This window comes from Micromonospora parva, assembly GCF_040649675.1.
Taxonomy (GTDB): Bacteria; Actinomycetota; Actinomycetes; order Mycobacteriales; family Micromonosporaceae; genus Micromonospora; species Micromonospora parva.
Genome location: NZ_JBEZFX010000012.1, coordinates 71,433 through 95,280 on the forward strand (window position 1 = coordinate 71,433; position 23,848 = coordinate 95,280).

Below are 23,848 nucleotides of genomic sequence, written 5' to 3' on the forward strand. Positions count from 1 at the left end.
AATCGGAGACAAGTGCACTGCGAGTGCAAAATCCCACTGCTCGCTCAGGAGCCGGCGGCGGCGAGGCCGCGCAGGTGCGCGAGCGGCAGGTGCGGTGGCCGCCACTCCACGAACAGGGCGGTAGCGTCATCCTCCAGCTGGTCGTCCTGGTAGCCGACGACCGCGCGGACCAGCCGACGCATCGTCTCCGGGCTGGGCAGCCCGTCGTTGAGGGCGCGGTTGACGAAGTCGACGAGCCGGTCCAGTCCGAACTGCTCACCCTGCGCGCTACGGGCGTCGGTGATGCCGTCGGTGTAGGCGAGCAGGCGGTCACCCGGGTGCAGATTCTCCACGTGCACTCGCGGTCGGCGAGCGGACAGGTGACCCAGCCCCAGCGGCAGAGCCGTCGGCCCCGGAAGTTCCCGGACGGCCTTGCCGTCACGCAGCAGCATGGCACCGGGATGCCCCGCGTTGATCATGCTGAGGTGGCCGGTCCGACGGTCCAACTCGATCAGCAACCCGGTGGCGAAGAAGTTCGGATGCTCGGACCGCACCCACCGGTCGATGCTGATCGCCGTGTCGACCAGGTCGAGGCCGCATCGACGGGCGTTGCGGTACGCGCTGACCACCAGCGAGGCGAGGGTGCTCGCCTTGATGCCGTGCCCGCAGGTGTCGAAGAGCCCGACGCTGAGCACGTCATCGTTCAACGCGTAGTCGAAGATGTCGCCGCCGACGTCGTAGCACGGTTCAAGGATGGCGGTGACCACCAGGTCGTCGGTGGCGAAGGTCAGCGGTGGCAGCAGACCCCACACGATCTCGGCCGCGACCTGCATCGGCATCCGCCGCCGCATCCGCTCGACCACGTCACCGTAGGACCGGCGGTTGACCAGGATCTGGGCGACGTTGACCGCCACCTCCCAGGCCGGGCCGTCCATCGTCTCGTCGGCGGCGGCCGGCGAGACGATCTCCAGTACGCCCATCCGCTCACACCCGAGCAGCAGTGGCACCCACACCCGGTCCGGACTGTCGGGCGCGCGTTGGATGTCGAGGGTGGTGAAGGCCCGGCCGGCGAGCGTCGTCTCGATCGGCAACTGGTCCCGGTCGAGACCCGCGCCGAGCAGCGGGACGAGGAGGGTCTGCTTGTAGTCGGCCAGATAGATCACGATCTCGCTGGCACTGATCATGGGCGCGGCCCGGGCCACCAGCCGCGACACCTCGTCCGGACCGCCCTGGGGCGCGTTGAGCTGCAACCAACGCACCACCTCGCCGACGTCGGCCACGCTCCACCTCCCCCTGTCCTCCCCGATCGCAGGAGCACGTAGTGCGAGCGGTGAGGCTACCTCGCCCCGCCGCGGTTCTCGTCGGCCGATCGTCCGCGCCTGACCGGTGGCCCACCTTTCACCCCACCCGCCCCATCCATCTCGCTGGTTTTGCGTTTTTTGCGAAGTACTCGTGCAAAAGTCCGATAAGCAAGACCCCTGTGGATGGTGCGGCCTCCAGCCGCCGCACAACTGGCGTCTGGTGAGATGCCTTCGCGAAAGGGCACGTCGTGACAACCAAACTATTCAGCCATCCGGGACGCGCGGCCATGTCCGCACTGGCGGCCGTCGCCGCCAGCGGCACCGCCGTCGCCGTACTCATCTTCAGTGGTACCGGGGCGAGGGCCGCCGAAGCACCGGTCGACCTCGGCACGGCGGCGAACTTCTCCGTGCTGGCCGGCACCACGGTCACCAACACCGGGCCAACATTCCTCGCCCAGAGCCTCGGCGTCAGCCCCGGTAACACCGCGCCCGGCTTCCCGCCCGGCATCGTCGGCGGTGAAATCCACCTCGGCGACGCCGTCGCCCTGCAGGCCAAGAACGACCTGACCACCGCCTACAACGACGCCGCCGGCCGGACTCCGTTCACCAACCTGCCGGCCGAGCTGGGCGGCACCACGCTGCTCCCCGGGGTCTATCGGATCGGTGCCGCGCAGCTCACCGGCACCCTGACGCTCGACAGTCAGGGTGACCCGGCGGCGGTGTTCATCTTCCAGATCGCCTCGACGCTCGTCACCGCGCCCAACAGCAGCGTCGTGTTCATCAACGGGTCCTCGCCCTGCAACGTCTACTGGCAGGTGGGCAGCTCGGCCACGCTCGACACCGGCACCCGGTTCATGGGCAACATCCTGGCCCAGACCTCGATCACCATGAACACCGGAGCCACCCTCCAGGGCCGGGCTCTGGCGCAGACCGGCGCCGTCACCCTCGACACCAACACCATCAACGCCCCCGTCTGCCTCCAGCCGACGGGAACGCCCACCCAGACACCAACCGGCACCCCGACCGGCCAGCCCACGGGCACGCCGACCGGCACACCGACCGGGCAGCCCACAGGTACGCCGACCGGGCAGCCCACGGTCACACCGACCGGGCAGCCCACGGCGCGGCCCACCCGCACAGCGCTGCCCGTGACCGGCAGCAGCGGCGGTGAAGCCCTGCTGCCCGTCCTGACCGGCATCGGCAGCGTCGCCGTCGCCACCGGCGCGGCCCTGCTGTTCCTCTACCGACGCCGCAGGTCTGAGTCCTGACCGATGCGCCCCGGCGGCGGTGACTCACCCGCCGCCGGGGCAGCACCACCGGTGCTCATCCGTGCCGGTTGCCTGATGGTGGGGCCTCGACCATCGCGCTGAGGAGCGCGGACAGCGGCACGGCGGCGAATCCCACCCGCGCGTCACTCGCGCCGTACGGCACCCACAGCTCACCGTCGTGCACGAGCGCGCCGCAGGAGTAGACGACGTTCGGCACGTACCCGTCCCGGTCGTCCTCGTCGGGTGCGAGAAGCGCGCCGGGCAGGTGGGCGACGACCCGCTCCGGGGTGTGCAGGTCGAGCAGGAGCGCACCGATGGCGTACCGACGCATCGGCCCGACACCGTGGGTGAGCACGAGCCAGCCGACGTCGGTCTCGATCGGTGATCCGCAGTTGCCGACCTGGATCAACTCCCAGCTCTCGCCCGGTGCGTGCAGCGGGGTCGGTGCCTGCCAGCGGTTCTCGCCGTCCAGAGCGGTCAGGCCGATGGTCTCGCCGTCGGCACGGCACAGTGCCAGGTGCCGACCGCCGACGGTGCGCGGGAACAGCGCCAGCCCCTTGTTCCGGGCACCCGGCCCGCGCATCGGAGTCATCTCGAACCGGCGCAGGTCGTCGCTGGCCAGCGCGCGGGTGGCGATGGTCCGGCCGTCGTAGGCGGTGTAGGTGGCCCGGTACACCGGCCCGGATTCGTCGACGAAGCGGACGAACCGGGCGTCCTCCATGCCGTTGCTCTCCGCCGGGGTGGCTGGCCACAGCACCCGTTGGTGCAGGACCGTGTCCGCGGGGAAGGCCGTGGCGTAGCTACCGGCGTTGGTACGACGCAAGTGTTCGACGGTCCCCAACCCGGTGCTGCGGGAGAGCAGGTCGGGTGGCAGGTTGCCGAGCACCCGCTCGAAGGCGGCCTCGTCGTACCACTCGGGCAACGCGTCCAGCACCGTGGCCGCGACCTCGTTGTCGCAGTCCTCCTCGGCCAGGCCGGCGACGAGCAGATCCCGGCGGTGCCGTACGCCCGTCCGCTGCCCGACTGCCAGAGGCCCGGACCGGTCGGCGATCGTGAGCTGTTTCCCCGGCCCGACGATCGCGGAGGCGAAACCGATCGAGGACACGTGGCCCTCCCCGATCTGGCGCAGGCTGATGGCGACGCGCAGTTGCCCCGGGCGGAGATTGGTCTGGTCCGGGTGGGCCACCATCGACGGGTTGCACAGGGCGGCGGCCTCGACGGCGTACTCGTGGCTGAAGTAGGCGCCGACCAGCAGCCGGCTGTTCGGCGAGAGATCCCGGGCCCGCGCGGCGCGGTGCCGGACCAGGTCGTAGTGGTGGTGGAAGGTGCCGGCCAGGTCGCGGTGCCGGGCGCCGAACCGGTCGAGGGTGTCCCGCAGCAGCCGGGCGGTCTCCTCGTCGTCGAGGTGCGCGACCCGGTCGATGAGCGCCTGCGCGCGGGTCCGTACCACTGCGGCATCCTCGCCCGGAACGAAGAGCTTGATGATGACGCGGCGTGGGTCCGGGGTGAGGGTGACGTCCTGCCGGACGGCCAGACTCCGGGTCACGACCACCGCCGGGCGTGCTGCAGGGTGGAGATGAGCGCGAGGGTCGATTCGGCACCCTGGTTGAGGTTGGGCCCGTGCGCGGTCAGCCCGTCGTAGCCACCGCCGGTCGCGGGATCCCACATCGGCGTGCCGAGGTCGTTGTCGCCGAGGAACCACCCGACCGCCTGCCGCACCCCGTCGTCCCACACCGGGTCGCCGGTGACCACGGCCGCCGTGGCGCAGGCATCGGCGAAGGCGGCGACCTCGATCGGCTGCTGGTCGTGGTGCAGCCGTACGGCGCCGCGCCGCCAGCCCCCGGCGGGTACGACAGACAGCCGGCCATCGCGGAGCTGGACATCGCGCAGCCAGGTCAACATGCGCAGGCCGTCGTCGAGGGGCGGGCCACCCTCGCGAAGCTGACTCGCGGCGATGACCACTTCGGCGAGGGCGGCGTTGGCGTACGTCAGCTCCTGCCGGGGCCACGGCCACCCGCGATCGGGGGCCGGCGGGCCGATCGTGCTGGCCGCGTCCGCCAGCAGGGACGCGGCGGCGACGTGGCCGGGGTGACGACGAAGCACCTCGGCCGCGCCCAGACCGGCGAAGGCCATCGTGTGCGGGGCCTTCGTCCGCCGGGTGGCGCCCCGGCTGAAGGCGACCAGCGCCTCCTCGCGTACCCATGCGGCGGGGCTGCGGGCGACGGCCGTGCCCAGGCCCCACAGAGCTCGACCCCACCAGTCGCCGAGCCCTGGTTCGTCGACCCAACGCCGGTCGTGCCCGAGCCGGTTGCGGAACGCGCCGCCGTCGTCCTGCGCGTGGGTCAGGAACGCGAGGTACCGCTCCGCCAGCCGGAGCAGTTCCTCGCTCGGCTCCGGCTCACGGCTGACGACCACCAGGCCACGCGCCACGTCGTCGGTGCAGTAACCATGCTCACGCCGGACGATGGCGTGCCGTGCGTGCTCGAACAGACCGGTGTCGTCGCTCAGCCGAGCCAGGTGCGCGAAGCTCGGCGCGGGTGCCGTCACCCAGCGCCCAACCGTCGAGGTCCGGGGGCGCCCGGTGGTCGCCGTCACGCCGGCACGGCGCTGACGGCGGGAGAGCGGGCCTCGACGAGCTCGTCGGCGAGGGCGCCGTAGCGGGCCGCTACCGCAGGCCAACGCAGGTGCGCGGCCAGCGGACGCACCCGCCCGGCCAACCGGGCGGCCAGGCCCGGTTCGATCAGGACCCGTCGGATCGCCTTGGCCAGTGCCGCCGGGTTCTGGTGGGGTACGACCAGACCGGGCCCACCGGTCAGCAGTTCGACGGCGTGCGGGAACGCCGTCGCCACGACGGGCACCCCGGCGGCCACCGCTTCGATGAGTACGCCGGAGGTGACCTGTTCGCGGGAGTCGTAGGGCAGGACGACCACGTCCGCGGAGCGGATCAGGCGGCCCAGCGCCTCCTGGTCGTGGTAGACGTCCTGGTAGTCGACGGCGTGCGCGACGCCCAGCTGGGCACCGAGCTGGTGCAGCCCCGCCCGGTACGCCTCACCGTGGTGCTCGATCACCTTCGGGTGGGTCCGCCCGGCCACCGTGTAGGTCGGAGTCGGTTCCAGGTCCTGCAACCGCGCGAGGGCCCGCAACGACCACTCGATGCCCTTGCCCGGCCCGAGCAGACCCCAGGTCAGCAGGTGCGGGCGGGTACGCCTGTCGACGGGTACACCGGCAAGCTCGGCCGCGCCGTGCGGAATCACCGTCACCTTGCCCGCCGGCACGGCGTACCCGACGAGCAGCCGGTCGCGGGCTGTGTCGGTCATCGTGACCACCGCTCCGGCGGTCGCCACGATCTGCTCCAACAGGGATTTCTGCCGAGCCGAGGGCTGACGGAGCACGGTGTGCAGAACCACGATGCTCGGCACGCTCAGCCGCCGCAGCAACGGCAGGACCTCCTCGCCGTCGGCGCCGGGGTAGATGCCGTACTCGTGCTGGACGATCGCCACGTCGTACGCGTTCAGCGCGGCCGCCGCCTCCCGCCAGCCGGCCGGGTCACGCGCCGACCAGGTGTGCACCACCCCGGGCGCGGGCCGCTGGTCGTCGCCGTGATCGGTGACGCGGACGATGCCACCAAGGGTGCCGTCGGCAGTCAGCTGAGCGGCGAGGGACGCGTTGAAGGTGGCCAGTCCGCACCGGGTCGGTGGGTGGGTGCTGAGGAATCCGTAGCTGGGCATGTACGTCGGGCCTTCCGGTAGTCGGCCACCGCAGGAGTACGCGGTGAGCCTCACGCGGGAACGGCGCACGCCGGTCAGCGTGTGTGACCGGCGGAACGGAGAGCGGTGCGGCTCAGTCAGGTGAGGAGGAGCTTGTCGTAGACGGCGAGATAGTCGGTGACCATCCGTTCCGCGCTGAAGCGCTCCAGAGCCCGCGCCCGACACTTCACCCGGTCGAGGTCGGCAGCCTGGCTGATCGCCTCGACGGCCTGGTCGACGGTGGAGACGAGGAGACCCGTCACTCCCTCGTCGACGACCTCGGGCATGGACCCCCGCCGATAGGCGACGACCGGCGTGCCACAGACCATCGATTCCACCACCGACAGCCCGAACGGCTCGTCGAAGGCGATCGGGTGCAACAGCGCGGTGCTGCCACCCAGCACCTCGGCACGCCGTCGCGGGCCCACCGACCCGAGGAAGACGACCTGGTCGCCGTCGATGTGCGGGGCGACCTCTTCGGCGAAGTACCGCTCGTCCTGCACGATCCCGCAAATCGTCAGGGTTCGGCCGGCGCGGCGGGCGATCTCGATCGCGGTGTGGGTGCCCTTGTCCCTGTGGATCCGGCCGAAGGCGGCCAGCCCAGGACCGGCCTCGCTGGTGAACGGCAGGCCGGCGACGTCGACGCCGTGATACACAGTGGCCACGTAGTCGAGCTCCGGCGCCCGGTCGGCGTCGGAGATCGACACGTACGACGAGCGGGCGCGGCCATAGGCGGGCAGGATCCCCGCCCCGGAGAAGCCGTGCACTGTGGTCAGCAGCGGCGCGCGGCAGTGTTCCGCGAACGCCAGCGGCAGCCAGTCCAGGTGACTGTGCACCACGTCGAACTGCGCCGAGCGGGCCATCGCGTGGGAGACGTGCATCGCCTCCCACACCCGACCGTCCAGGTCCGGGTCGTCCGCGTACCCCCGTGGGCAGACGCCGTCGAGCTGGGCGGAGGTGACGGAGTCCAGTGTCGCGAAGAGCGTCACGTCGATCCCGCGCCTGACCAGCCCCTCGGCGAGCAGGCCGGTCACCTGCTCCCACGGGCCGTAGTGGTGCGGGGGCGTACGCCAGGCGACCGGTCCGAGCAGCGCAATCCTCAAGGGGAGGACGCGTCGACGAGATCAGCTGGGTTGAGGTTCAGGGTGGCGAGCAGCCCGGTGTGCTTGGCCGGGTCGACGCGCTCCGGCAGCTCGCGCTCGACCCAGTCGGCCCGTGCCTGCTGCCCCCGGTCGCGAAGTGCGGTGACGATCCTGTCTCTGGCGATCCTCATCTGGTGCTCCCCTGGTTGAGGTGTTTAAAACGATCATTCGCACGGACAGTGGTGTGCACGCGCGGTCGGATCCGGACCACCAACCGTTCCAACCGCGACGACGGGCGGAACCGACGGCCGGGATGTGGTCGGCGATCGGTCAACACGACCAGCGAGTCGCGGCGACGGGGATGACGTTCGGTAACGCCCCTGATGGGCTGGTGGCGACGGCGTCTGACGGCCACCGGGGCCCCGGGCGACATGTCCACCGTACGCCTCGTGACGTGGGGCTGCACACGCACGGGCAGTCGGGGCGCTCGGAAGGTGCCACCCGGCGGGATGGATCCGGCACCTCAAGGAGGCTGTCCCAGCGGCTTTGCCCGAGTTACTGCCGGAATCTCACTAGCATGAGGGTCCGGAGCACGTAGGCGGGCACCTGATGACGACCGACCAAGCGGTAGGGCTGACCCGCGAGGATGAGGGGCCCCAGCGGGCGACCCTGCTGGAGCTCTTCCTCGATCTGGTGTTCGTCGCCGCGCTGGCCCTGACGTCACGGACACTGGCACAGCGTCTCGACTGGGTCGGCGTCTTCGAGACCGTGGTTCTGTTGACGGCCATCTGGTGGGTCTGGGCGGCTAGCGCGCTGGCTACCGAACTCCAACACCTCAACCGATCCTCGATCTTCGCTGTGACGCTCTGGGTCATGTTCGGGACGATCCTGATGGCCGGGGCGCTGCCCGGCGCCTTCGCCGAGCACGGCCTGATCTTCGCGGGCGCGTACGTGGCGGTCCAGGTGGGACGCGGCACCTTTCTCGTCGTCGCGCTGGGCGGCCGGATGGAGCAGCAACGCTCCAGTCGGTTCATGTTCTGGTTCGCGGTGTCCGCCGTACCGTGGCTCGTCGGCGCCTTCGTCAGCGGCCCGGCCCGGGGCCTGCTGTGGACCGCTGCGCTCGCCGTCGACTACGCGGCCGCCTGGCTTCGTTACCCCACTCCGCGGATCGGTCGCCTACCCACACCTCACTACGCGGTGGCGGCCGACCACTTGGCGGAGCGTTACCAGCAGATCTTCACGCTCGCTCTCGGCGATCTCATCCTCGTCATCACCCTGACCTACGCCACCCACGACCTGACCATCGAGCGGACGGCGGCACTCCTGGTCGGGTTCGCCGCGACCGTCCTCCTGTGGCAGATCTACGTCCACCGCGCCGGGTCCCTGCTGAAAGCCGCCATCGAGGCTTCCCGGGACCCGGGTGGGTTCGTACGGTCCGCGCCCAACACCCACCTACTCATGGTGGGCGGCGTCGTGGCCGCCTCCGCCAGCTTCGAAGCCATCATCAGCGAGCCTGCCGGGGAGACGTCGCCGTGGCTGGCCGGCGTCCTCCTCGGCGGGCTCGCGCTGTTCCTGCTTGGACGCGCTCGGTTCGAGTACGAGGTGTTCAGCCGCGTCTCACCGTCTCGACTGCTCGCGCTGCTTGCGCTGGCGGTCGTCGGACCCGTCCTGATACTCACCCCGGCACTGGTGGCCGGCCTCGCCGCGACCCTGGTGCTCGCCGGAGTAGCCGTCACCGACAGCATCCGGGCCCACGGAAGGCCGCCCGAACCACCGATGCCCTCGACGTAGTCGGTGATCATGGCTCCAGCACCACCTTGCCGGCCCGGCTGCGCGCCTCGGCGAACACCAGCGCGGCGGAGACCTCGTCGAGCGGGTAGCGGGCGGCGATCTGCGGCACGATCACTCCCCGTCGCAGCAGGTCGAGCACGGTGCCGAGGTCGGTGCGCAGGCGACGGCGGAACGCGGTACGGCGGGTGAGCTGACCGGCCCAGAAGTTGTAGAAGCCAGCCCGGTGACCGTTGGGCAGCGCGTTCCAGGTGTAGAGGCGGGACAACAGCTTCACGAAGATCCAGATGACCGACTGCCCGGTGCCCACGGCTGCCGCGTTGCCGTAGACGACCAGCTTGCCGCCCGGGGCGAGCAGGGCGTATGAGGTGCGGACGCCCGGGCCCGCGACCGGGTCGAAAACGGCGTCGACGCCACCCGGCGACAGCTCGCGAACGTGGGCGGCCATGTCCGGGTCGCGATAGTCGAGCGGTTCGACGCCGAGTTCACGCAGGCCGGCGTGGTGTCGTACGGCAGCGGTGCCGATGACCCGCAGCCCGAGGTGCCGGCCGAGCTGGACGAGCACGCTCCCGACGCCGCCGTTCGCGCCGTGCACGAGGATGGTCTGCCCGGCCGTCAGGTCGGCGTCGCGCAGCATCTGCCAGGCGGTCACCCCGTTGACGACGACGGTCTCGGCCGCGACGGGGTCCAGGCCGGTCGGTACGGGGGTCAGGGCGTCGAGGTCGACCAGCGCGTGGGTGGCCCAGCCACCGGTCTTGGTGACCGCCGCCACCCGCGCGCCGACCAGGGCGTGGTCACCGCCGGGACCGACCGCCCGGACGGTGCCGACGAGGTCGTAGCCGGGCACGAACGGGAACTTCGGCTGGCCGGGGTAGAGCGCGCGGCGCATCTGCTGCTCGGCGAACGAGATGCCGGTCGCCTCGACCTGGACGAGCGCCTGCCCCCGGCCGGGGACGGGCATCGGGCGTCGGCGCAGCTGGAGTCCGTCGGGCTCCACCACGCCGGGCAGCACCACTTCGGTGATCATCGCGTCGGTCGTCATCGGATTCTCCTTTGTTTGTAAGTGTGCACTCACACACTTGTCGAGGCCGAAGAGTGGGCCGCCGCAGCGACCCGACAGCGGGTTGGTCAGGGGTGGCGAATGCCGGCGGTCAGGGCACGAGCCCAGGGCTCCGGGACCTGCTCCAGGCCGGCGGTCACGATCAGATGGCACAACTGGCCGTACGCGAAGAACTGCTGCACCTGCGCGTCGCTGGCACCGGCCCGATCCTGCACGAAGGTGGCGACCCGCCGGTAGCCGGCCCGCACCGCCTCGGCGACCTCCGGGATGTCCGTGACCGCCTGCGCCTGCACCTGAAAGAGCAGCAGGTCGCGATCGGCGATCAGCTCCGCGTACGCACCGCCCATGGTGTCGAGGATCTCTTCCGGACTGTCGCCCGTGGCACGCTCGGCGCCCGCCTCGATCGCCTCGGCGATCCGGTCGAAACACGCTCCGGCCGCCGCCACGAACAACCCGAGCTTTCCGGCGAAGAGCCGGAAGACGTACGCCTCGGAGATGCCGGCGGCGGCGGCCACGGCGGTGACCGGGGTGGCGTGGAAGCCGGCGCGCGCGAACACCGACACCGCGGCGTTCAGGACGGTGACCCGGCGGGCCTCGGCGGTCGATCGCATGTTTGTAAGTGTGCACTCACAAACAAGTGTCGTCAAGTTCGCCGCTCAGCGGTCAGGGCGCGATGCGCAGCATCCGGATCGCGCTGTCGTCGTAGTCGCTGAAGCGGTACCGGAGGCCGGCGAACGGGCTGCCGGGGAAGTCGCCGGTGATCGTGGCGGTCACCACGGTGCCGGCGGGAGTCTCCTCGACGTCGGTGATCTCGTACGACACCAGCGGCACGGCACGGCGCCACTGACGGATGGCCTCGATGCCCCGGTACTCGTTCGACTCGTCCTCGACCACAGCGTCCTCGGCGAAGAGAGCGAAGTAGTCCGCGGAGTCGGGCTGGCCGGCGAGCGCGAAGTAGCGGCGAATGATGGCTGGTGCGCCCTGGGTGGCAGTCATGGTCTCCCGTCCCTCTCCGACGTCGCCGAGGGCCCGTCGTATGGTTACTTCTGAAACAGCACCTACTAGCTTCGACAGTAGCACCTACTCGGGAGAGGGCACGGTTGTGGCCGGAAAGATCCGCTTGGCGGACCGCGAATGTCCGTTGTCCAGTGCGCTGGGCCACGTGGGCGAGTGGTGGACGCTGCTGATCCTGCACGACGCCTTCGACGGCTACACCCGCTTCGATCAGTTCCAGGCCAACCTCGGCGTCTCGTCCAGCATCCTGACCAGCCGGCTCAAGACCCTCACCGGCCAGGGGCTGCTGGAACGTCGCCGCTACCAGACCAGACCGGACCGCTACGAGTACGTCCTCACCGACCTCGGCCGCAGCCTGCGGCCGGTCATCGTCGCCCTCGCGGCCTGGGGCAACTCACGCCTCGATCCGAGCGAGCGCAGCATGATCCTCGTCGACCGGGCCACCGGGGTGGAGGCCGACCCGGTGCTCGTCGACAGCAACACCGGTCGCCCGCTCGACGACGCCACCTTCGTGTTCGCCGCCGGCCCGGCCGCCAGCGAGACCATGCGCAAGCGCTACGAGCACATTCCCACCCGGACGGCCCCGCCGCAGCGGTGACCGGCGCGCACGACGGCGGGCCGACGCGCCCGGCCCTAGTGCTGGTGCGGCCGGTTGCGGATGAGGGTGAGCGCGAGCACGGCGGCGACGAGGAAGACGACGCCGTTGATCCGCAGCCCGGCCTGGACTCCGGAGGTCAGCGCCTCCGCGATCGCCGCCCGCACCGGGTCGGGTAGTGGCTGGTCGCCGTTGGCCCCGGAGGCCACCGCCGCCCGCACGGCGCTCCGGGTGGGTTCGTCGACCTGGTGTGCGGCGAGCCGGCCCGGCAGGTCGGCCACCATCGTGGTGGTGAGCAGCGTGCCGAGCAGGGACGAGCCGAGCACCGAGCCGACCTGGCGCGCCGCGTTGACCGCGCCGGAGGCCATCCCGGCCTGGGCGGGCGCGACGCTGGCCAGGGCCGCCGCGGTCGCCGGGGCCACCACCAGCGCGCTGGCCCCGCCGAACAACGCGAACAACGCCCAGCGGTGACCGAACGACGTGTCCGGCCCCTGGTTCGCCAGCGCGAAGCTGGCCACCGCACCGAGGACCAGGCCGAGGGTCAGTGGCGCCTTGAACCCGGTACGACGGATCGCCCGCCCGGCGCCGAAGGCGACCAGCACGTAAACACCGAAGAGCATCAGCATCCGCCAGCCGGTGTCCAGCGGGCTGAGCGCCTGGGCACGCTCGTGGAAGAGGACCAGCAGGATCGCCACGCCGGTGAAACCGAACAGCGACACCGCACCGACGACCATGACAGCGCTGAACGACGCGGACCGGAACAGCCGTACGTCGAGCATCGGCGCGCTGGTCCGCAGCTCGACCAGCACGAACGCGACAAGTGCGACGACCGCGACGACCCAGGCCGTCGACACCACGGGGCTGGTGTAGCCGACCTTGCCGCCCTGGATCAGCGCGTAGACGGCGGCCGCGATCGCGACGGTGCCCAGCAGCAGGCCGGGCACGTCGAGCCGGGCGGCGCTCGGCCGGGACTCGGCCACTCCGACGACGGCGACGACGAGGGTGACCAGGCCCAGCGCGATCGTCGACAGGTAGACGCTGTGCCACTGGTAGTGCTGCAGCAGGGCACCGGCGATCAGCGGGCCGATCGCGAGCCCGATGCCGGACGCCGCCGACCACGCGGTGATGACCTCGGTCCGGCGGTGCGGGTCGGTGAAGGTCGCACCGAGGATCGCCAGGCTGTTCGGCAGGATCAGGGCGCCACCAAGGCCGGCGACCAACTGCCCGGCGATCACCCAGCCGACGGTCGGAGCGCTGGCCACGACGGCCGCGCCGACGATCATCGCGACGACCCCGGCGGCGAACATTCGCCTGCGCCCGTACCGGCTGCCCAGGGTGGCCGCGGAGAGCACGACGCTCGCCACCATCAGGGTGTAGGCGCTGGGGATCCAGACCAGCGTGGTCGGGTCTACCCGCAGGTCCCGCTGGATCGTGGTCAGCGCGGAGACCGTCGCGGTGATCTGCAGGAACGTGATCATCGCGCCCAGGCACATGGCGATCAGGGTCACCGCGCGGGAGCCGCGCAGGGATGAGCGGGCGGTAGCTGCCGGCCCGGGTGCTGCCGCGCCGGGTGGGATCGGGGTTGCGGTGCTGGTGGTCACTGAAGATCCTTCAGGCTGATGGGCTGGCTTGCGTATGCTGAAGTCAGCGCGACCCAGTGAAGCACCTGGCTAGCCCTAACGCAAGTCAGGTACGCTGGACGGCATGAAGGACCTACGAGACGATCGCGATTCCTGGACGAGCGAGAACTGCTCGGTGGCCCGGGCGATGGACATCGTGGGCAGCAGGTCGACGGTCCTGATCATGCGCGAGGCCCTGCTCGGCACGCGCCGCTTCGACGACTTCGTCCGCCGGGTCGGCGTCGGCGAGCCCGCCATGGCCGCCCGACTCAAGGAGATGGTCGCCGCCGACCTGCTCGAACGAATCCCCTACCGCGAGCCCGGGCAGCGCACCCGCCACGAGTACCAACTCACCAGCAAGGGCCGCGCCCTCCTGCCGGTCATCACCGCACTGCGCAACTGGGGCGACACCTGGGCCGCCACCGACACCGGCCCGTCGGTCATCGCCACCCACCACGACTGCGGCGAACCGATCCGCGCGGTGCTCCGCTGCGCCGCCGGCCACGACATCGCGGACGGCGACATCGACATCACCGCCGGCCCTGGTCTCGTCCGGCGCGACTGACACGCGGGTCACGGCCGAACCGGCGCCGTCGCTCAGGGACCATGGGCGGGACCGGTGTCGCCTCCGGGACCATGGGCGGGACCGGCGTCGCCGCGACACCCGGTCGCGCGCCTGTCAGCCGCAGCAGCCCGGCCAGCCCGCCGTCGGTCGCTGCCCAGCCAATCGATCATGATGACTGAAATTGTCGTACACCTGTTCTAGTGTCGGGTCATGGTCGAGGAGTTGGCGCAGGCAGACGACGCGGTCGCCGCGTGCGTGGACGCCGCCGCCTGGGCCCTTTCCGAGCAGGATTTGATCGCCGCGCTCGACGCCGCGCACCGCTTGGAGCAACGTCTCGCCGCCGTGAAGCTGGCCCTGATCCGTGAGCTCGACGGCCGGGGCACGCCCCACGCGCAGGGTGCCTCCTCCACCACGGTGTGGCTGCGCGAGCGACTGCGACTCACCATCACGGTCGCCCGCCGCCTCGTCGACCTCGCCACCGCACTCGACACCGGCAACCCCGGGGTACGACAAGCGCTCACCGACGGACGCGTCACCCTCGACCAGGCCCGGGTCATCGCCGACACGGTCGACACCGTGCACACCACCGCCGGTGCAGAGGCCGGCGACAAGGCGGTTGGTGTGCTGGTCGGCTGGGCCGGGCAGTTCGACCCCACTCTGCTGCGCAAGCTCGGCACCCGCATCCTCGACCACGTCGCCCCCGACCTCGCCGACGCCGCCGCCCACGCCGCCCTCGACGCCGACGCCCGCCGCGCCACCCGCGACCGCCACGTCACCCTCTCCGAACAGACCGACGGCCGCCTGCGACTCACCGCCACCCTCGACACCGAAACCGCCGGCCTCCTGCGCGCCGCCATCGACCCCCTCAGTGCACCCTCCGGCCCCGACGACTCCCGTTCCGCCGGACAACGCCGCCACGACGCCCTCGCCGACATCTGCCGCCTCGCCCTGCGCACCGGCGACCTGCCCGAACACGGCGGCGACCCCGCCCACATCGTCGTCACCACCAGCTACGACGAGTTGACCCGGCAGCTGTCTCGCGGTGCGCTCGACACCGGCGCGCACCTCACCCCCGACACCGTGCGACGCCTCGCCTGCGACGCCACCATCCTGCCCGCCGTCCTCGACAGCACCGGCCAAGTCCTCGACCTCGGCCGACAACGCCGCCTCATCACCGGCCCCCTCCGACGCGCCCTCGTCCTACGCGACCACGGCTGCGCCTTCCCCGGCTGCGACCGCCCACCCCGCTGGTGCCACGCCCACCACATCCACCACTGGGCCGACGGCGGCACCACCAACCTCGACAATGCCGTCCTGCTCTGCGGCCACCACCACCGCCACATCCACCACAGCGACTGGACCGTGCGACTCGCCGCCGACGGCCACCCCGAATTCACCCCACCCGCCTGGCTCGACCCCGAACAACTCCCCCGCCGCAACCACTACCACCGACGAACATAAGAGCGGCCGACTGACCCGACCCTCCAAGCCGAACAACCATCGGCACGTGCTCCGGGCCAGAGGAGACGTGCTGTGGTGGCAAGGAACACGCGCTCGGTCCACGGCAGCGATGATGCGTCACCCGCTGGTTCAGGGTGTCGCCAGCCGCCAGGCGCGGACCAGTGTTGGCACGTCGGGGCCTGTCGCGTCGCTCGTTCCACGGTCCGGCGCTGGTCACTGTTGCCTCGCCAAGTCTGTGGTGGACTTCGGCACGGGCAACCGACCAAATGGCACAGATCACCCACGTCGACGTTCCTAAATGACGCGCAAAGTACCCGTTGTGTTACGAGCTTGTTTCCAAGATGACGGCCAGGTTACGAGTGCTTCTCGATGATCGGTGCCGATCCTAGGTTTCGGCCACCGTCATCAGTCGTGGCGGCCGGCACCGAACGTGGAGGCAACGACGTGCCACAACCGAACACCCATCGGACCGGACGGGCCAGGCACGGGGTCAGCATGCTGGCCGCCGTGGCGCTGACCGCGGCCGGCCTGACCAGCCTGCCCGCCAGCGCCACCGCCGCGCCGGCAAGCAGTGGACCGACCGCCCGCTACCTCGTCCAGCTCGCCGAGGAGCCACTCGCCACCTACACCGGCGGGGTTCCCGGGATCGCCGCCACCAAGCCGGTCGACGGGGCGAAGCTGAACCGTACGTCCGGGAACGCCAACGCGTACCGGGACCACCTGCGCCAGCAGCGCAAGTCGGTGCTGGACCGGGTCGGCGTGCCCGCCGAGCGCACCCGCGTCACCATGGAGACCGCGTTCAACGGCTTCGCCGCCGACCTGACCGGGCCGCAGGCCGCCCGGCTGCGCGCCACCAAGGGTGTCCGCGCGGTGTACGAGAGCCAGAAGGTGCACGCCGCCACCGCACACACCCCCGACTACCTGGGCCTGACCGGCAAGGGCGGGGTGTGGGACAAGGAGTTCGGCGGCGACCCCCACGCGGGTGAGGGCGTGATCATCGGGGTCATCGACAGCGGCTACTGGCCGCAGAGCGCGAGCTTCGCCCCGCTGCCCAGCCCGCGCCCCGACCAGGCCGTCATCGACGCCAAGTGGAAGGGCACCTGCGACGTTGGCGTCGAAGCACCGGTGACCTGCAACAACAAGGTGATCGGGGCACGCTGGTACAACGACAGTGGCATCGCCGACGCGTTCCCGGACGACTACTCCTCGCCGCGCGACCGCAACGGCCACGGCACCCACACCGCCAGCACCGCCGCCGGCATCCACGGCGTGCGGGCGACGTCGGGCAACCAGGACCTGGGCATGATCTCCGGCATGGCGCCGGCCGCGCGGTTGGCGATCTACAAGGCGCTGTACGACAACGGTGCGGGCGGAGCGACCGGCACCGACATCGACATCGTGCACGCCATCGACGACGCGGTCGCGGACGGCGTCGACGTGATCAACTACTCGATCGGTGACGACACCGAGCGCTTCGGTGCCGTCGACGCGACGTTCTTCAACGCGGCCGCCGCCGGGGTCTTCGTCGCCGCCGCCGCCGGCAACTCCGGCCCGTTCGCCAACACCGTCGACAACTCGACGCCGTGGCTGACCACTGTGGCCGCGAGCACCACCGACCGGCAGAACACCCGCACGCTCACCCTCGGCGACGGCACCACCATCGCCGGTGTGGGCATGGGCGAGACCGGCGTCGGGCCGGCCCGCCTGGTCTTCGCGAAGGACAGCGCGGTCGACCCGGACGGCGCCTACGGTGCCGGCCTCTGCGCCGACGACACGTTGGACCCGGCCAAGGTCAAGGGCGCGATCGTGCTCTGCCTGCGCGGCGAGATCCCGCGTACCGACAAGAGCATCGAGGTGGCGCGGGCCGGCGGGGTCGGCATGGTGCTGTACAACGAAGAGCTGAACTCCCTGAACGCCGACGTGCAGGCCGTGCCGACAGTGCACATCAACGAGGTCGACCTGGCCACTGTCACCGCGTACGTCGGCAAGGGCAACGCCACGGCGACCATCTCGCCGAGCAAGCTGGAGACGGTCGAGGCTCCCGCCGTCGCCGCGTTCTCCTCGGCGGGCCCGTCGAACCTGAACGCCGGTGAGCTGCTCAAGCCGGACATCAGCGCGCCCGGTCAGGACATCATCGCCGCGTTCTCCCCGTCCATCGGCGGCAACGACTTCGCCCTGGAGTCGGGCACCTCGATGGCCGCGCCGCACATCGCCGGCATCGCCGCGCTGCTGCTGGCCAAGAACCCCGACTGGTCGCCGGCGGCGGTCCGCTCGGCGCTGATGACCAGCGCGGTGGACACCACCGACAAGGGCAACCCCATCAAGATCGGCACGTACGACGCCACTCCCATGAACTACGGCGCCGGTCAGGTGAAGCCGGGCAGCGCCTTCGACCCGGGCCTGGTCTACGACTCCAACCAGCAGGACTGGATCAAGTACCTGTGCGGGGTGTCCGCCGACCGGGGCAGCGACTACGGGCTCGCCGACCTGGACGGCTGCGACACGATCGGTGCGATCGACACCGCCCAGCTCAACTACCCGTCGATCTCGTTGGGCCGGATGGTCGGCAAGCAGAGCGTGACCCGTACGGTCACCAACGTCAGCGACAAGACCAGCACCTACACCTCGTCGGTGCAGGCCCCGCCGGGCTACAAGGTCACTGTCACCCCGAAGAAGATGCAGATCCGTCCGGGCCAGAGCGCCCGCTTCACCGTCGAGGTCACCAACACCGGCGGCGCGTTCGACACCTGGGCCGACGGCTCGCTGACCTGGCGCGACCAGTTCAAGCACGCGGTACGTAGCCCGCTGGTCGTGCACAACTCCGGGCTGGTCGCCCCCGACGCCATCACCGGCACGGGCACCTCCGGCAGCGTCCGGATCGCCGCCGAGGCCGGCTACAAGGGTCAGCTGATCTCCCAGCTGTCCGGCCTGACCTCGGGTACCAGCACGTCAGTGACCCTGAAGGGCGACGGGCCGAGCTGGGACTGGAGCACGTCGAACAACCTGCCGGTGCCGCTGCCCGCGTCGATCAGCCGGACCACCCTGCACGTACCGGCCGGCACCCGCAGTCCGGAGATCCACGTGACGTCGGCACGGCCCACCTGCTCCCACATCGACTGGGAGGACGAGGAGGGCGTGATGGAGTGCACCGAGTTCAGCCTCAACGTCTACGACAAGTCCGGGAAGTTCGTCACCGCCACTGCCAGCACCCGGATCGGCGCGAAGGTCGCCCTGCCCGACGGTGCCGGTGACTACATCGTGGTCGTCGAGCAGGAGTTCACCGAGAACATCAAGGACGAGGCCAACGCGTACACCATCACCAGCTACCTGCCGGGCGCGCCGGGCACCTCCACCGGCCGGGTCACCATCGACCCGAAGCAGCGCAGCGTGCAGCCGGGCGCGACGGCGAACCTGACACTGCGCTGGTCCGGGCTCGCCCCGGGGCAGCGTTATGTCGGGGTGTTGGAGTTCCGCAACGGTGACGGCTCGCTGAAGGTCGTGCCGGTCACCGTCCAGTCCTGACCCCGCTCCCCCGACCCGGCGGATCGGCGTGTGACTCAGGTCACCGCCGGTCCGCCGGATGACCGGCGGGAACCGCAGAGATGATCTGCTCGCCCCACGGTGATCGACGGCGGCGAGAACAAGACCCGGGGCGGCGGGAGCCCAACTCCCGTCCGCCCCGAACGTCTGCGCGGACCCGTCGAATTCGTCGGCCGAACGGCGGAACTGGCCCAGTTACGCCGGCTCGTCGCCACCCCGCCCTGCCTGATCCTGCTCGAAGGTGAGCCCGGAATCGGCAAGAGTCGGCTCGTCGCCGAGCTGCTCGCCGAACTCCCCGGGCGGCACCTCGTCGGCGAGTGCGACGACGTGCCCGAACCCTTCCCGCTCGGCGTGCTGCTGGACGCGATCCGGGGCTGCACCGAGCGACCCGGTCCACTCAGCCCGGTGGCCGGCGCCCTCGCGCCGCTACTGCCCGAACTCGCCGACGTCCTGCCGGACGCGCCGCCCCCGTTGACCGACCCGGCGGCCGAGCGTCATCGCCTGTTCCGCGCCGTCGCGGCGGTGCTCGCCGCGCTGAGCCCCGCCACCCTCCTGCTCGAGGATCTGCACTGGGCGGACCCGGCGACCTGCGAACTCCTCGCGTACCTGAGCACCCACCCGGTGGACGGGCTGGCAGTGCTGCTGACCGCGCGGACGGCGACGCCGGGGAGCAGCACGCCGATCCACGACGCCCTGGCGCGGACTCCCCCGTGGAGCGTCACGCGCGTCGCGCTCAGCCCGCTGGACGCCGATGACGTACGCCGGCTGGCGGCGCGCACCCTGCGGCTCGACGACCCGCCGCAGCAACTGACCGCCGCCCTGCTCGACCGCACCGCCGGTATCCCGTTCGTGGTCGAGGAGGTGCTGCGTACGCTCGCCGAGCGGGGCGGCGACCCGTTGGCCGACGACAGTGTCCCGTTCGTCCTCCGTGACGTGCTGCTCTGGCGGCTGCGCCCGCTCGACGAGGCCACCCGGGAGGTGCTCGGCGCGGCGGCCGTGCTGGGCATGACGCCCGATCAGCGCATCCTCGCCGCGGTGCTCAGCCTGGACCGGGTGGCGATCGGCGCGGCGTTGACCGCCGCACACCGGGCGGGCCTGCTGCACGACGCCGGGGACGGCCTGCGGTTCCGCCACGACCTGGCCCGACAGGTGGTCTACGACCTGGTGCCCCGGGAGAGCCGGGAGTGGCTGCACCTGCGGGTCGCGCGGGTGTTGGAGCAGGAACTGCCGAGACCGGTGGCCCAGCTGGCGCACCACTACCGTCGGGCCGGCAGCGGGGCCGACTTCGTCCGCAACGCCGAGGCGGCCGCCGACCTGGCCACCGAACGCGGCGACGACGCGACCGCCGCCAGCTTCCTGCTCCAGACGATGGACATCGCCGAGCTTCCCCGACCGGTACGGGTTCGACTCGCCGCCAAGCTGGGCCGGTCGGCCATCGACGGGCTCAGCCAGGCCGAGGCGATCCCGGTGCTGGAACGGCTGCTCGCCGACCGACGGCTGCCACCGGGCGCCCGAGGAGAGCTGGGCCTGGTGCTGGGTCGGATGCTGCGCCAGCAGGGCGAGGCGCTGCGCGGGTACACCGAGATCGAGCGTGCGGTGCCGTACCTGCGCGCGCCGCGCCGCAAGGCCCCGGCGCTCGCGGTGCTGGCGGCCCCCGACACCGTCGTGGGCCGGCACGTCGACGACCACCTGGCCCGTTGTACGGAGGCGGAGACCGCAGCGGCGGCCAGCGGGGATCCCGGGTCACACCTCGCGGTCCGCATCGCCCGGGCCTCGCTGCTGCTGGAGTTGGGCGACCCGGCGGCCTGGGCGATCATCACGGAGCTGCGGGCGTCCGCGGAGTTGGCCGATCGGCCGCGCGAACACGCCCGCGCCTGCCTGAACTGGGCGCAGGGCGCGCTGCACGCCGGTCATCCCGAGCAGGCCGAAGCGTTGCTGGCGGCCGGCCGGGCGCTGGTCGACGAGACCGGGTACGAGCGGCTGACGTCCCTGGTGGAGGCGACCCAGTTGTCACTGGACCGAGCCACCGGCCGGCTGGACGGTCTCGTCGAGCGGCTCCGTCGGCTGGTCGCCAGCGCCGAGCGGATGCCGGTCACCCTGCTGGACGCGCGGGCCGAACTGGCCACCGTGCTGGCGCTCACCGCCACCGCGAACGGCGGCACCGCGAACGCCGGCAGCGCCGCCGGCCTGGGCGACAGGACCGGCGGGCTGGACGAGGTGGAGGTGGCCGAACGGGCGCTGCGGGAGGTGGTGGTCGACGCCCGCCGAGTCGGTGCGATCTGGCCGCTGGTGCAGACGCTGTCGGCGCTGGCCCGACTGACAGTGACCAGGCAGCCGGACGAGGCCGTCCGGCACGCGACGGAGGCGCTGTCGGTGGTACGCGGAAAGGGCATCCTGGCGTGGGCCGCCGACGCGGTGCTGGTGCTGGCCGAGGCCGCAGCGGCGCAGGGTGAACCGGCGCGGGCCGCGGCGGCGGTCGCCGAACTGGAAGCCGGGATCGCCGGCCGTGACACGCCGCCGGCCCGGGCCGCTCTGCACCGCTGCCGGGAACTCGTCCCGGCCTGAGCCGGGGCGGGCCGTCGGTCGACGGCCCGCCCCGTGGATCACAGGACGACCTGGTGCACCCGGTCGTCCACGCCGCGTACCGCCAGCCAGGCGCTGCCGTTGGCTCCGGCGGCGGCCCCGGGCGCACCCCGGAACGCGTCGGTGGCGAACTCACCACGTCGGAACCAGCCGCCCCAGGCACCGTCGGCCAGGTTGCGCTGCCAGAGCCGGTTGTCGGCGGCCAGCGCGAACAGGTAGACCCGGCCGGAGGTGGCGAGCAGGGTCGGGCTGCCGCTGGTGGTGCCGCCCAGGTTCGTCCAGGCCGACCACGTGGTGCCGGTCCGGCTGCTCCACCACACCTCGTCGGTGCGGCTGCGGACCGCCACGTGCAGCACGCCGGCGTCGTCGACGACCGCGCTCGGCCGACCGTAGAACGGCCGGTTCTCGGGAGCCCCCACACCGGTCCAGCCAGCGCTCGGCGTACGCGTCCAGAGCTTGCCGTCGGCACCACGGGCGACAAGCGTCCACTGCGTCGGGCTGGTCCACGCCACCGCCGGCGCGTCGGTCAGCGTGCCGCCGAGGTTGCGCCACGGCCCCCACGTACCGGCGACGTAACTGCGCTGCCAGGCGGCGTTGTCGATGCCCCGGACGAAGACGTCGATCCGCCCGTCGGCGGAGCCGTACGCCGCCGGCTGGCCGAGGATCCGGCCGCCGACCGGGCCGCCGAGGGAGGTCCACCGGCTTCCCCACGTCGTACCGGAACGGGTGTTGACCGCCAGGGCGCCCTGCGCGTCGCGGACGAAGGCGGTGGCGTGCGTGTCGTCCACCCGGACCAGCGCAGGGCTGGCGCTGGCGGTGCCGCCGAGGTCGGCGCCGGCGACCTGGTCGGTGCCGGTCAGGCCGAGCATTGCCACCCCGTGCGCCGGCACCTCGACGGTGTACGAGCCGGTGAACGGCTGCACGCCCGGAGTGCCCGGCTGGGCGTCCACCGTGGAGCGGGACCACAGGTCACGGACCCGGACCGACCCGCCGAGGGCGACGTCGGCGAAGTTCACGGTGATCTGCTGGGCGGTGTCGTGCCGGTTGAGCAGCGCGACGGCACGTTTGCCGGAGCCGGCGAGCACCTTGCTCCAGACCTGCGCGTCGGTGCCGGTGTCGGCGACCTTGACGCCCTGCCGCACCAGCGGGTCCTGGTCCACGGCGATGATCTCCGGGTTGGTCAGCGCCGAGATCATCTCCTGCGGCAGGCCACGCGGGTCGGAGCCGATCACCAGTGGCGCGGCCATGATGGCCCACATGCCGAGCTGCGTCTTGGACTCCTCCAGGCTCAACTCGTACCCGCCGTCGGGCAGCGGACGCATCGGCAGCAGGTAGTCCGGGTCGTTGTAGTGCCCCGGCCCGGTGGCCGCCGGGTGGTACGCGTTGACGTCCATGTTGCGCAGCACCCACGGGAACGCCCACTGCGGCGTCGGGTCGGTGAGCCCCACGTCTGTGTACGTCCGCCAGGAGTCGGCGATCGTGGGCGCATACGTGTAGCTCCAGGTGGAGAGCTGCTCCGGGGTGTACGGGCCGCCACCCCAGTCCGAGCTGACCGGGTTGCAGATGTTGAGCAGCATCGGGCGCGGTGACTGGCGTACCGCCTCGGCCAGCTCGCGGAAGGTGGCCTCCGGGTCGAGGCCGGCGGCGCGGCCGCAGAGCCAGTCGGCCTTGAGCGCGTCGAAGCCCCAGCCGGCGAACTGGGCGATGTCCGCCTGGTAGTGGCCGTTGCTGCCGAGCCCGCACTGCCCCGGCAGGTACGGGCCGGCGTCGGTGTAGATGCCGGCCTTCATTCCCCTGCTGTGGATGTACGCGGCCAGCGCCGCCATTCCGCCGGGGAAGCGGGCCGGGTCGGCGACGAGCTGTCCGGCCTCGTTGCGCGGGGTGGGCGCGGCCCAGTTGCCGTCGATCCAGACGTAGGTGTAGCCGGCATCGCGAAGGCCACTGTGGACCATGTAGTCGGTGACCGACCGTACTTCGGCCTCGGTGGGATCGCCACCGAGGCCGAAGTAGGTGTTCCAGCCCTGGTAGGGCGTGGGGGCGAGGCCACTGTTGAAGAAGGTCGGCGCGCCCTGGTCCTCCGCGCTGGTGGCCGCCGGGGCGTGACCGGGGCGGCCGGGCCCGTGGCCGGCCTTCGGGGGGTCGGCGTGGGGTGGGCCGGCCATCGCCGGCACGGGGCTGGCCAGGCCCAGGCCGAGCACGGCCAGGGCAGCGGTCAGCTGTCGGTTCAGGCGCATGGAGGTACTCCTG

Annotated in this window: 18 protein-coding genes; 7 read left to right on the plus strand and 11 right to left on the minus strand. The window is 71.6% G+C overall.

Features of this window, described 5'->3' with window-relative positions:
* Nucleotides 1–44: 44 nt before the first annotated feature.
* Entirely contained in the window at nt 45–1,259 is a 1,215-nt protein-coding gene (locus tag AB0C03_RS26770; RefSeq protein WP_307857938.1) for a PP2C family protein-serine/threonine phosphatase, read from the minus strand.
* A 269-nt stretch (nt 1,260–1,528) separates the two neighbouring features.
* Here AB0C03_RS26770 and AB0C03_RS26775 point away from each other — a divergent pair, with 269 nt between their 5' ends.
* Nucleotides 1,529–2,548, plus strand: a complete 1,020-nt coding sequence (locus AB0C03_RS26775) for an ice-binding family protein (RefSeq protein WP_245233542.1) — start codon at nt 1,529–1,531, stop codon at nt 2,546–2,548.
* A 55-nt stretch (nt 2,549–2,603) separates the two neighbouring features.
* Here AB0C03_RS26775 and AB0C03_RS26780 read toward each other — a convergent pair whose 3' ends face one another.
* The 5 genes from AB0C03_RS26780 to AB0C03_RS26800 all read right to left on the minus strand — a co-directional run bounded on the left by AB0C03_RS26780 (nt 2,604) and on the right by AB0C03_RS26800 (nt 7,567).
* The gene (locus tag AB0C03_RS26780; protein ID WP_357639631.1) at nt 2,604–4,094 is read right to left on the minus strand and encodes a glycoside hydrolase family 130 protein; all 1,491 of its coding nucleotides are present in this window, start codon (nt 4,092–4,094) and stop codon (nt 2,604–2,606) included.
* Complete coding sequence (locus tag AB0C03_RS26785; RefSeq protein WP_357639634.1) at nt 4,091–5,095, minus strand: glycosyltransferase; 1,005 nt, start codon at nt 5,093–5,095, stop codon at nt 4,091–4,093. Before AB0C03_RS26785 ends, AB0C03_RS26780 begins: the two co-directional genes overlap by 4 nt.
* 44 nt (nt 5,096–5,139) lie before the next feature.
* Nucleotides 5,140–6,276, minus strand: a complete 1,137-nt coding sequence (locus tag AB0C03_RS26790) for a glycosyltransferase (protein WP_030329436.1) — start codon at nt 6,274–6,276, stop codon at nt 5,140–5,142.
* 116 nt (nt 6,277–6,392) lie between these two features.
* A complete protein-coding gene (locus AB0C03_RS26795; RefSeq protein WP_030329437.1) occupies nt 6,393–7,397 on the minus strand; it encodes a glycosyltransferase family 4 protein in 1,005 nt (334 codons plus the stop codon).
* Nucleotides 7,394–7,567: a hypothetical protein gene (locus tag AB0C03_RS26800; RefSeq protein WP_167337273.1), complete on the minus strand. Its 174-nt coding sequence runs from the start codon at nt 7,565–7,567 to the stop codon at nt 7,394–7,396. The genes AB0C03_RS26795 and AB0C03_RS26800 overlap by 4 nt, the downstream gene beginning before the upstream one ends.
* 418 nt (nt 7,568–7,985) lie before the next feature.
* Between AB0C03_RS26800 and AB0C03_RS26805 the strand changes: the two genes are divergently transcribed.
* Nucleotides 7,986–9,167: a low temperature requirement protein A gene (locus AB0C03_RS26805; protein WP_030329438.1), complete on the plus strand. Its 1,182-nt coding sequence runs from the start codon at nt 7,986–7,988 to the stop codon at nt 9,165–9,167.
* A gap of 7 nt (nt 9,168–9,174) precedes the next feature.
* Here the strand turns inward: AB0C03_RS26805 and AB0C03_RS26810 are convergent, their stop codons facing one another.
* From AB0C03_RS26810 to AB0C03_RS26820, 3 genes are all read right to left on the minus strand, one after another.
* A complete protein-coding gene (locus AB0C03_RS26810; RefSeq protein ID WP_357639638.1) occupies nt 9,175–10,206 on the minus strand; it encodes a medium chain dehydrogenase/reductase family protein in 1,032 nt (343 codons plus the stop codon).
* 86 nt (nt 10,207–10,292) lie between these two features.
* Nucleotides 10,293–10,835: a TetR/AcrR family transcriptional regulator gene (locus AB0C03_RS26815; RefSeq protein WP_357639641.1), complete on the minus strand. Its 543-nt coding sequence runs from the start codon at nt 10,833–10,835 to the stop codon at nt 10,293–10,295.
* Nucleotides 10,836–10,887: 52 nt separating this feature from the next.
* A complete protein-coding gene (locus AB0C03_RS26820; RefSeq protein ID WP_210866923.1) occupies nt 10,888–11,220 on the minus strand; it encodes a nuclear transport factor 2 family protein in 333 nt (110 codons plus the stop codon).
* 145 nt (nt 11,221–11,365) lie between these two features.
* Between AB0C03_RS26820 and AB0C03_RS26825 the strand changes: the two genes are divergently transcribed.
* A complete protein-coding gene (locus tag AB0C03_RS26825) occupies nt 11,366–11,836 on the plus strand; it encodes a winged helix-turn-helix transcriptional regulator (protein ID WP_209444498.1) in 471 nt (156 codons plus the stop codon).
* Between the two features lie 35 nt (nt 11,837–11,871).
* Here AB0C03_RS26825 and AB0C03_RS26830 read toward each other — a convergent pair whose 3' ends face one another.
* Entirely contained in the window at nt 11,872–13,434 is a 1,563-nt protein-coding gene (locus AB0C03_RS26830) for an MFS transporter (protein WP_210866924.1), read from the minus strand.
* 103 nt (nt 13,435–13,537) lie between these two features.
* On the opposite strand from AB0C03_RS26830, the gene AB0C03_RS26835 reads away from it, so the two are divergent.
* The 4 genes from AB0C03_RS26835 (at nt 13,538) to AB0C03_RS26850 (ending at nt 21,583) form a co-directional block, all read left to right on the plus strand.
* Nucleotides 13,538–14,017, plus strand: coding sequence for a winged helix-turn-helix transcriptional regulator (locus AB0C03_RS26835; protein WP_030329449.1), 480 nt, complete (start codon nt 13,538–13,540; stop codon nt 14,015–14,017).
* Between the two features lie 210 nt (nt 14,018–14,227).
* Nucleotides 14,228–15,478 (plus strand): HNH endonuclease signature motif containing protein, encoded by a 1,251-nt coding sequence (locus tag AB0C03_RS26840; protein WP_030329451.1) that lies wholly within the window; start codon nt 14,228–14,230, stop codon nt 15,476–15,478.
* A 495-nt stretch (nt 15,479–15,973) separates the two neighbouring features.
* The gene (locus AB0C03_RS26845; protein WP_357639647.1) at nt 15,974–19,000 is read left to right on the plus strand and encodes a S8 family serine peptidase; all 3,027 of its coding nucleotides are present in this window, start codon (nt 15,974–15,976) and stop codon (nt 18,998–19,000) included.
* 99 nt (nt 19,001–19,099) lie between these two features.
* Nucleotides 19,100–21,583, plus strand: coding sequence for an ATP-binding protein (locus tag AB0C03_RS26850; RefSeq protein WP_357639650.1), 2,484 nt, complete (start codon nt 19,100–19,102; stop codon nt 21,581–21,583).
* A gap of 38 nt (nt 21,584–21,621) precedes the next feature.
* Here the strand turns inward: AB0C03_RS26850 and AB0C03_RS26855 are convergent, their stop codons facing one another.
* Nucleotides 21,622–23,835, minus strand: coding sequence for a DUF8189 domain-containing protein (locus tag AB0C03_RS26855; RefSeq protein WP_357639652.1), 2,214 nt, complete (start codon nt 23,833–23,835; stop codon nt 21,622–21,624).
* Nucleotides 23,836–23,848 lie beyond the last annotated feature (13 nt).

Excerpts from the sequence above, each read along its gene's own strand:
- AB0C03_RS26815 (WP_357639641.1), bottom strand. The coding sequence starts at position 10,835 with ATGCGATCGACCGCCGAGGCCCGCCGGGTCACCGTCCTGAACGCCGCG.
- AB0C03_RS26845 (WP_357639647.1), top strand. The coding sequence starts at position 15,974 with ATGCTGGCCGCCGTGGCGCTGACCGCGGCCGGCCTGACCAGCCTGCCC.
- AB0C03_RS26855 (WP_357639652.1), bottom strand. The coding sequence starts at position 23,835 with ATGCGCCTGAACCGACAGCTGACCGCTGCCCTGGCCGTGCTCGGCCTG.
- AB0C03_RS26835 (WP_030329449.1), top strand. The coding sequence starts at position 13,538 with ATGAAGGACCTACGAGACGATCGCGATTCCTGGACGAGCGAGAACTGC.
- AB0C03_RS26820 (WP_210866923.1), bottom strand. The coding sequence starts at position 11,220 with ATGACTGCCACCCAGGGCGCACCAGCCATCATTCGCCGCTACTTCGCG.
- AB0C03_RS26800 (WP_167337273.1), bottom strand. The coding sequence starts at position 7,567 with ATGAGGATCGCCAGAGACAGGATCGTCACCGCACTTCGCGACCGGGGG.
- AB0C03_RS26790 (WP_030329436.1), bottom strand. The coding sequence starts at position 6,276 with ATGCCCAGCTACGGATTCCTCAGCACCCACCCACCGACCCGGTGCGGA.
- AB0C03_RS26840 (WP_030329451.1), top strand. The coding sequence starts at position 14,228 with ATGGTCGAGGAGTTGGCGCAGGCAGACGACGCGGTCGCCGCGTGCGTG.
- AB0C03_RS26805 (WP_030329438.1), top strand. The coding sequence starts at position 7,986 with ATGACGACCGACCAAGCGGTAGGGCTGACCCGCGAGGATGAGGGGCCC.
- AB0C03_RS26810 (WP_357639638.1), bottom strand. The coding sequence starts at position 10,206 with ATGACGACCGACGCGATGATCACCGAAGTGGTGCTGCCCGGCGTGGTG.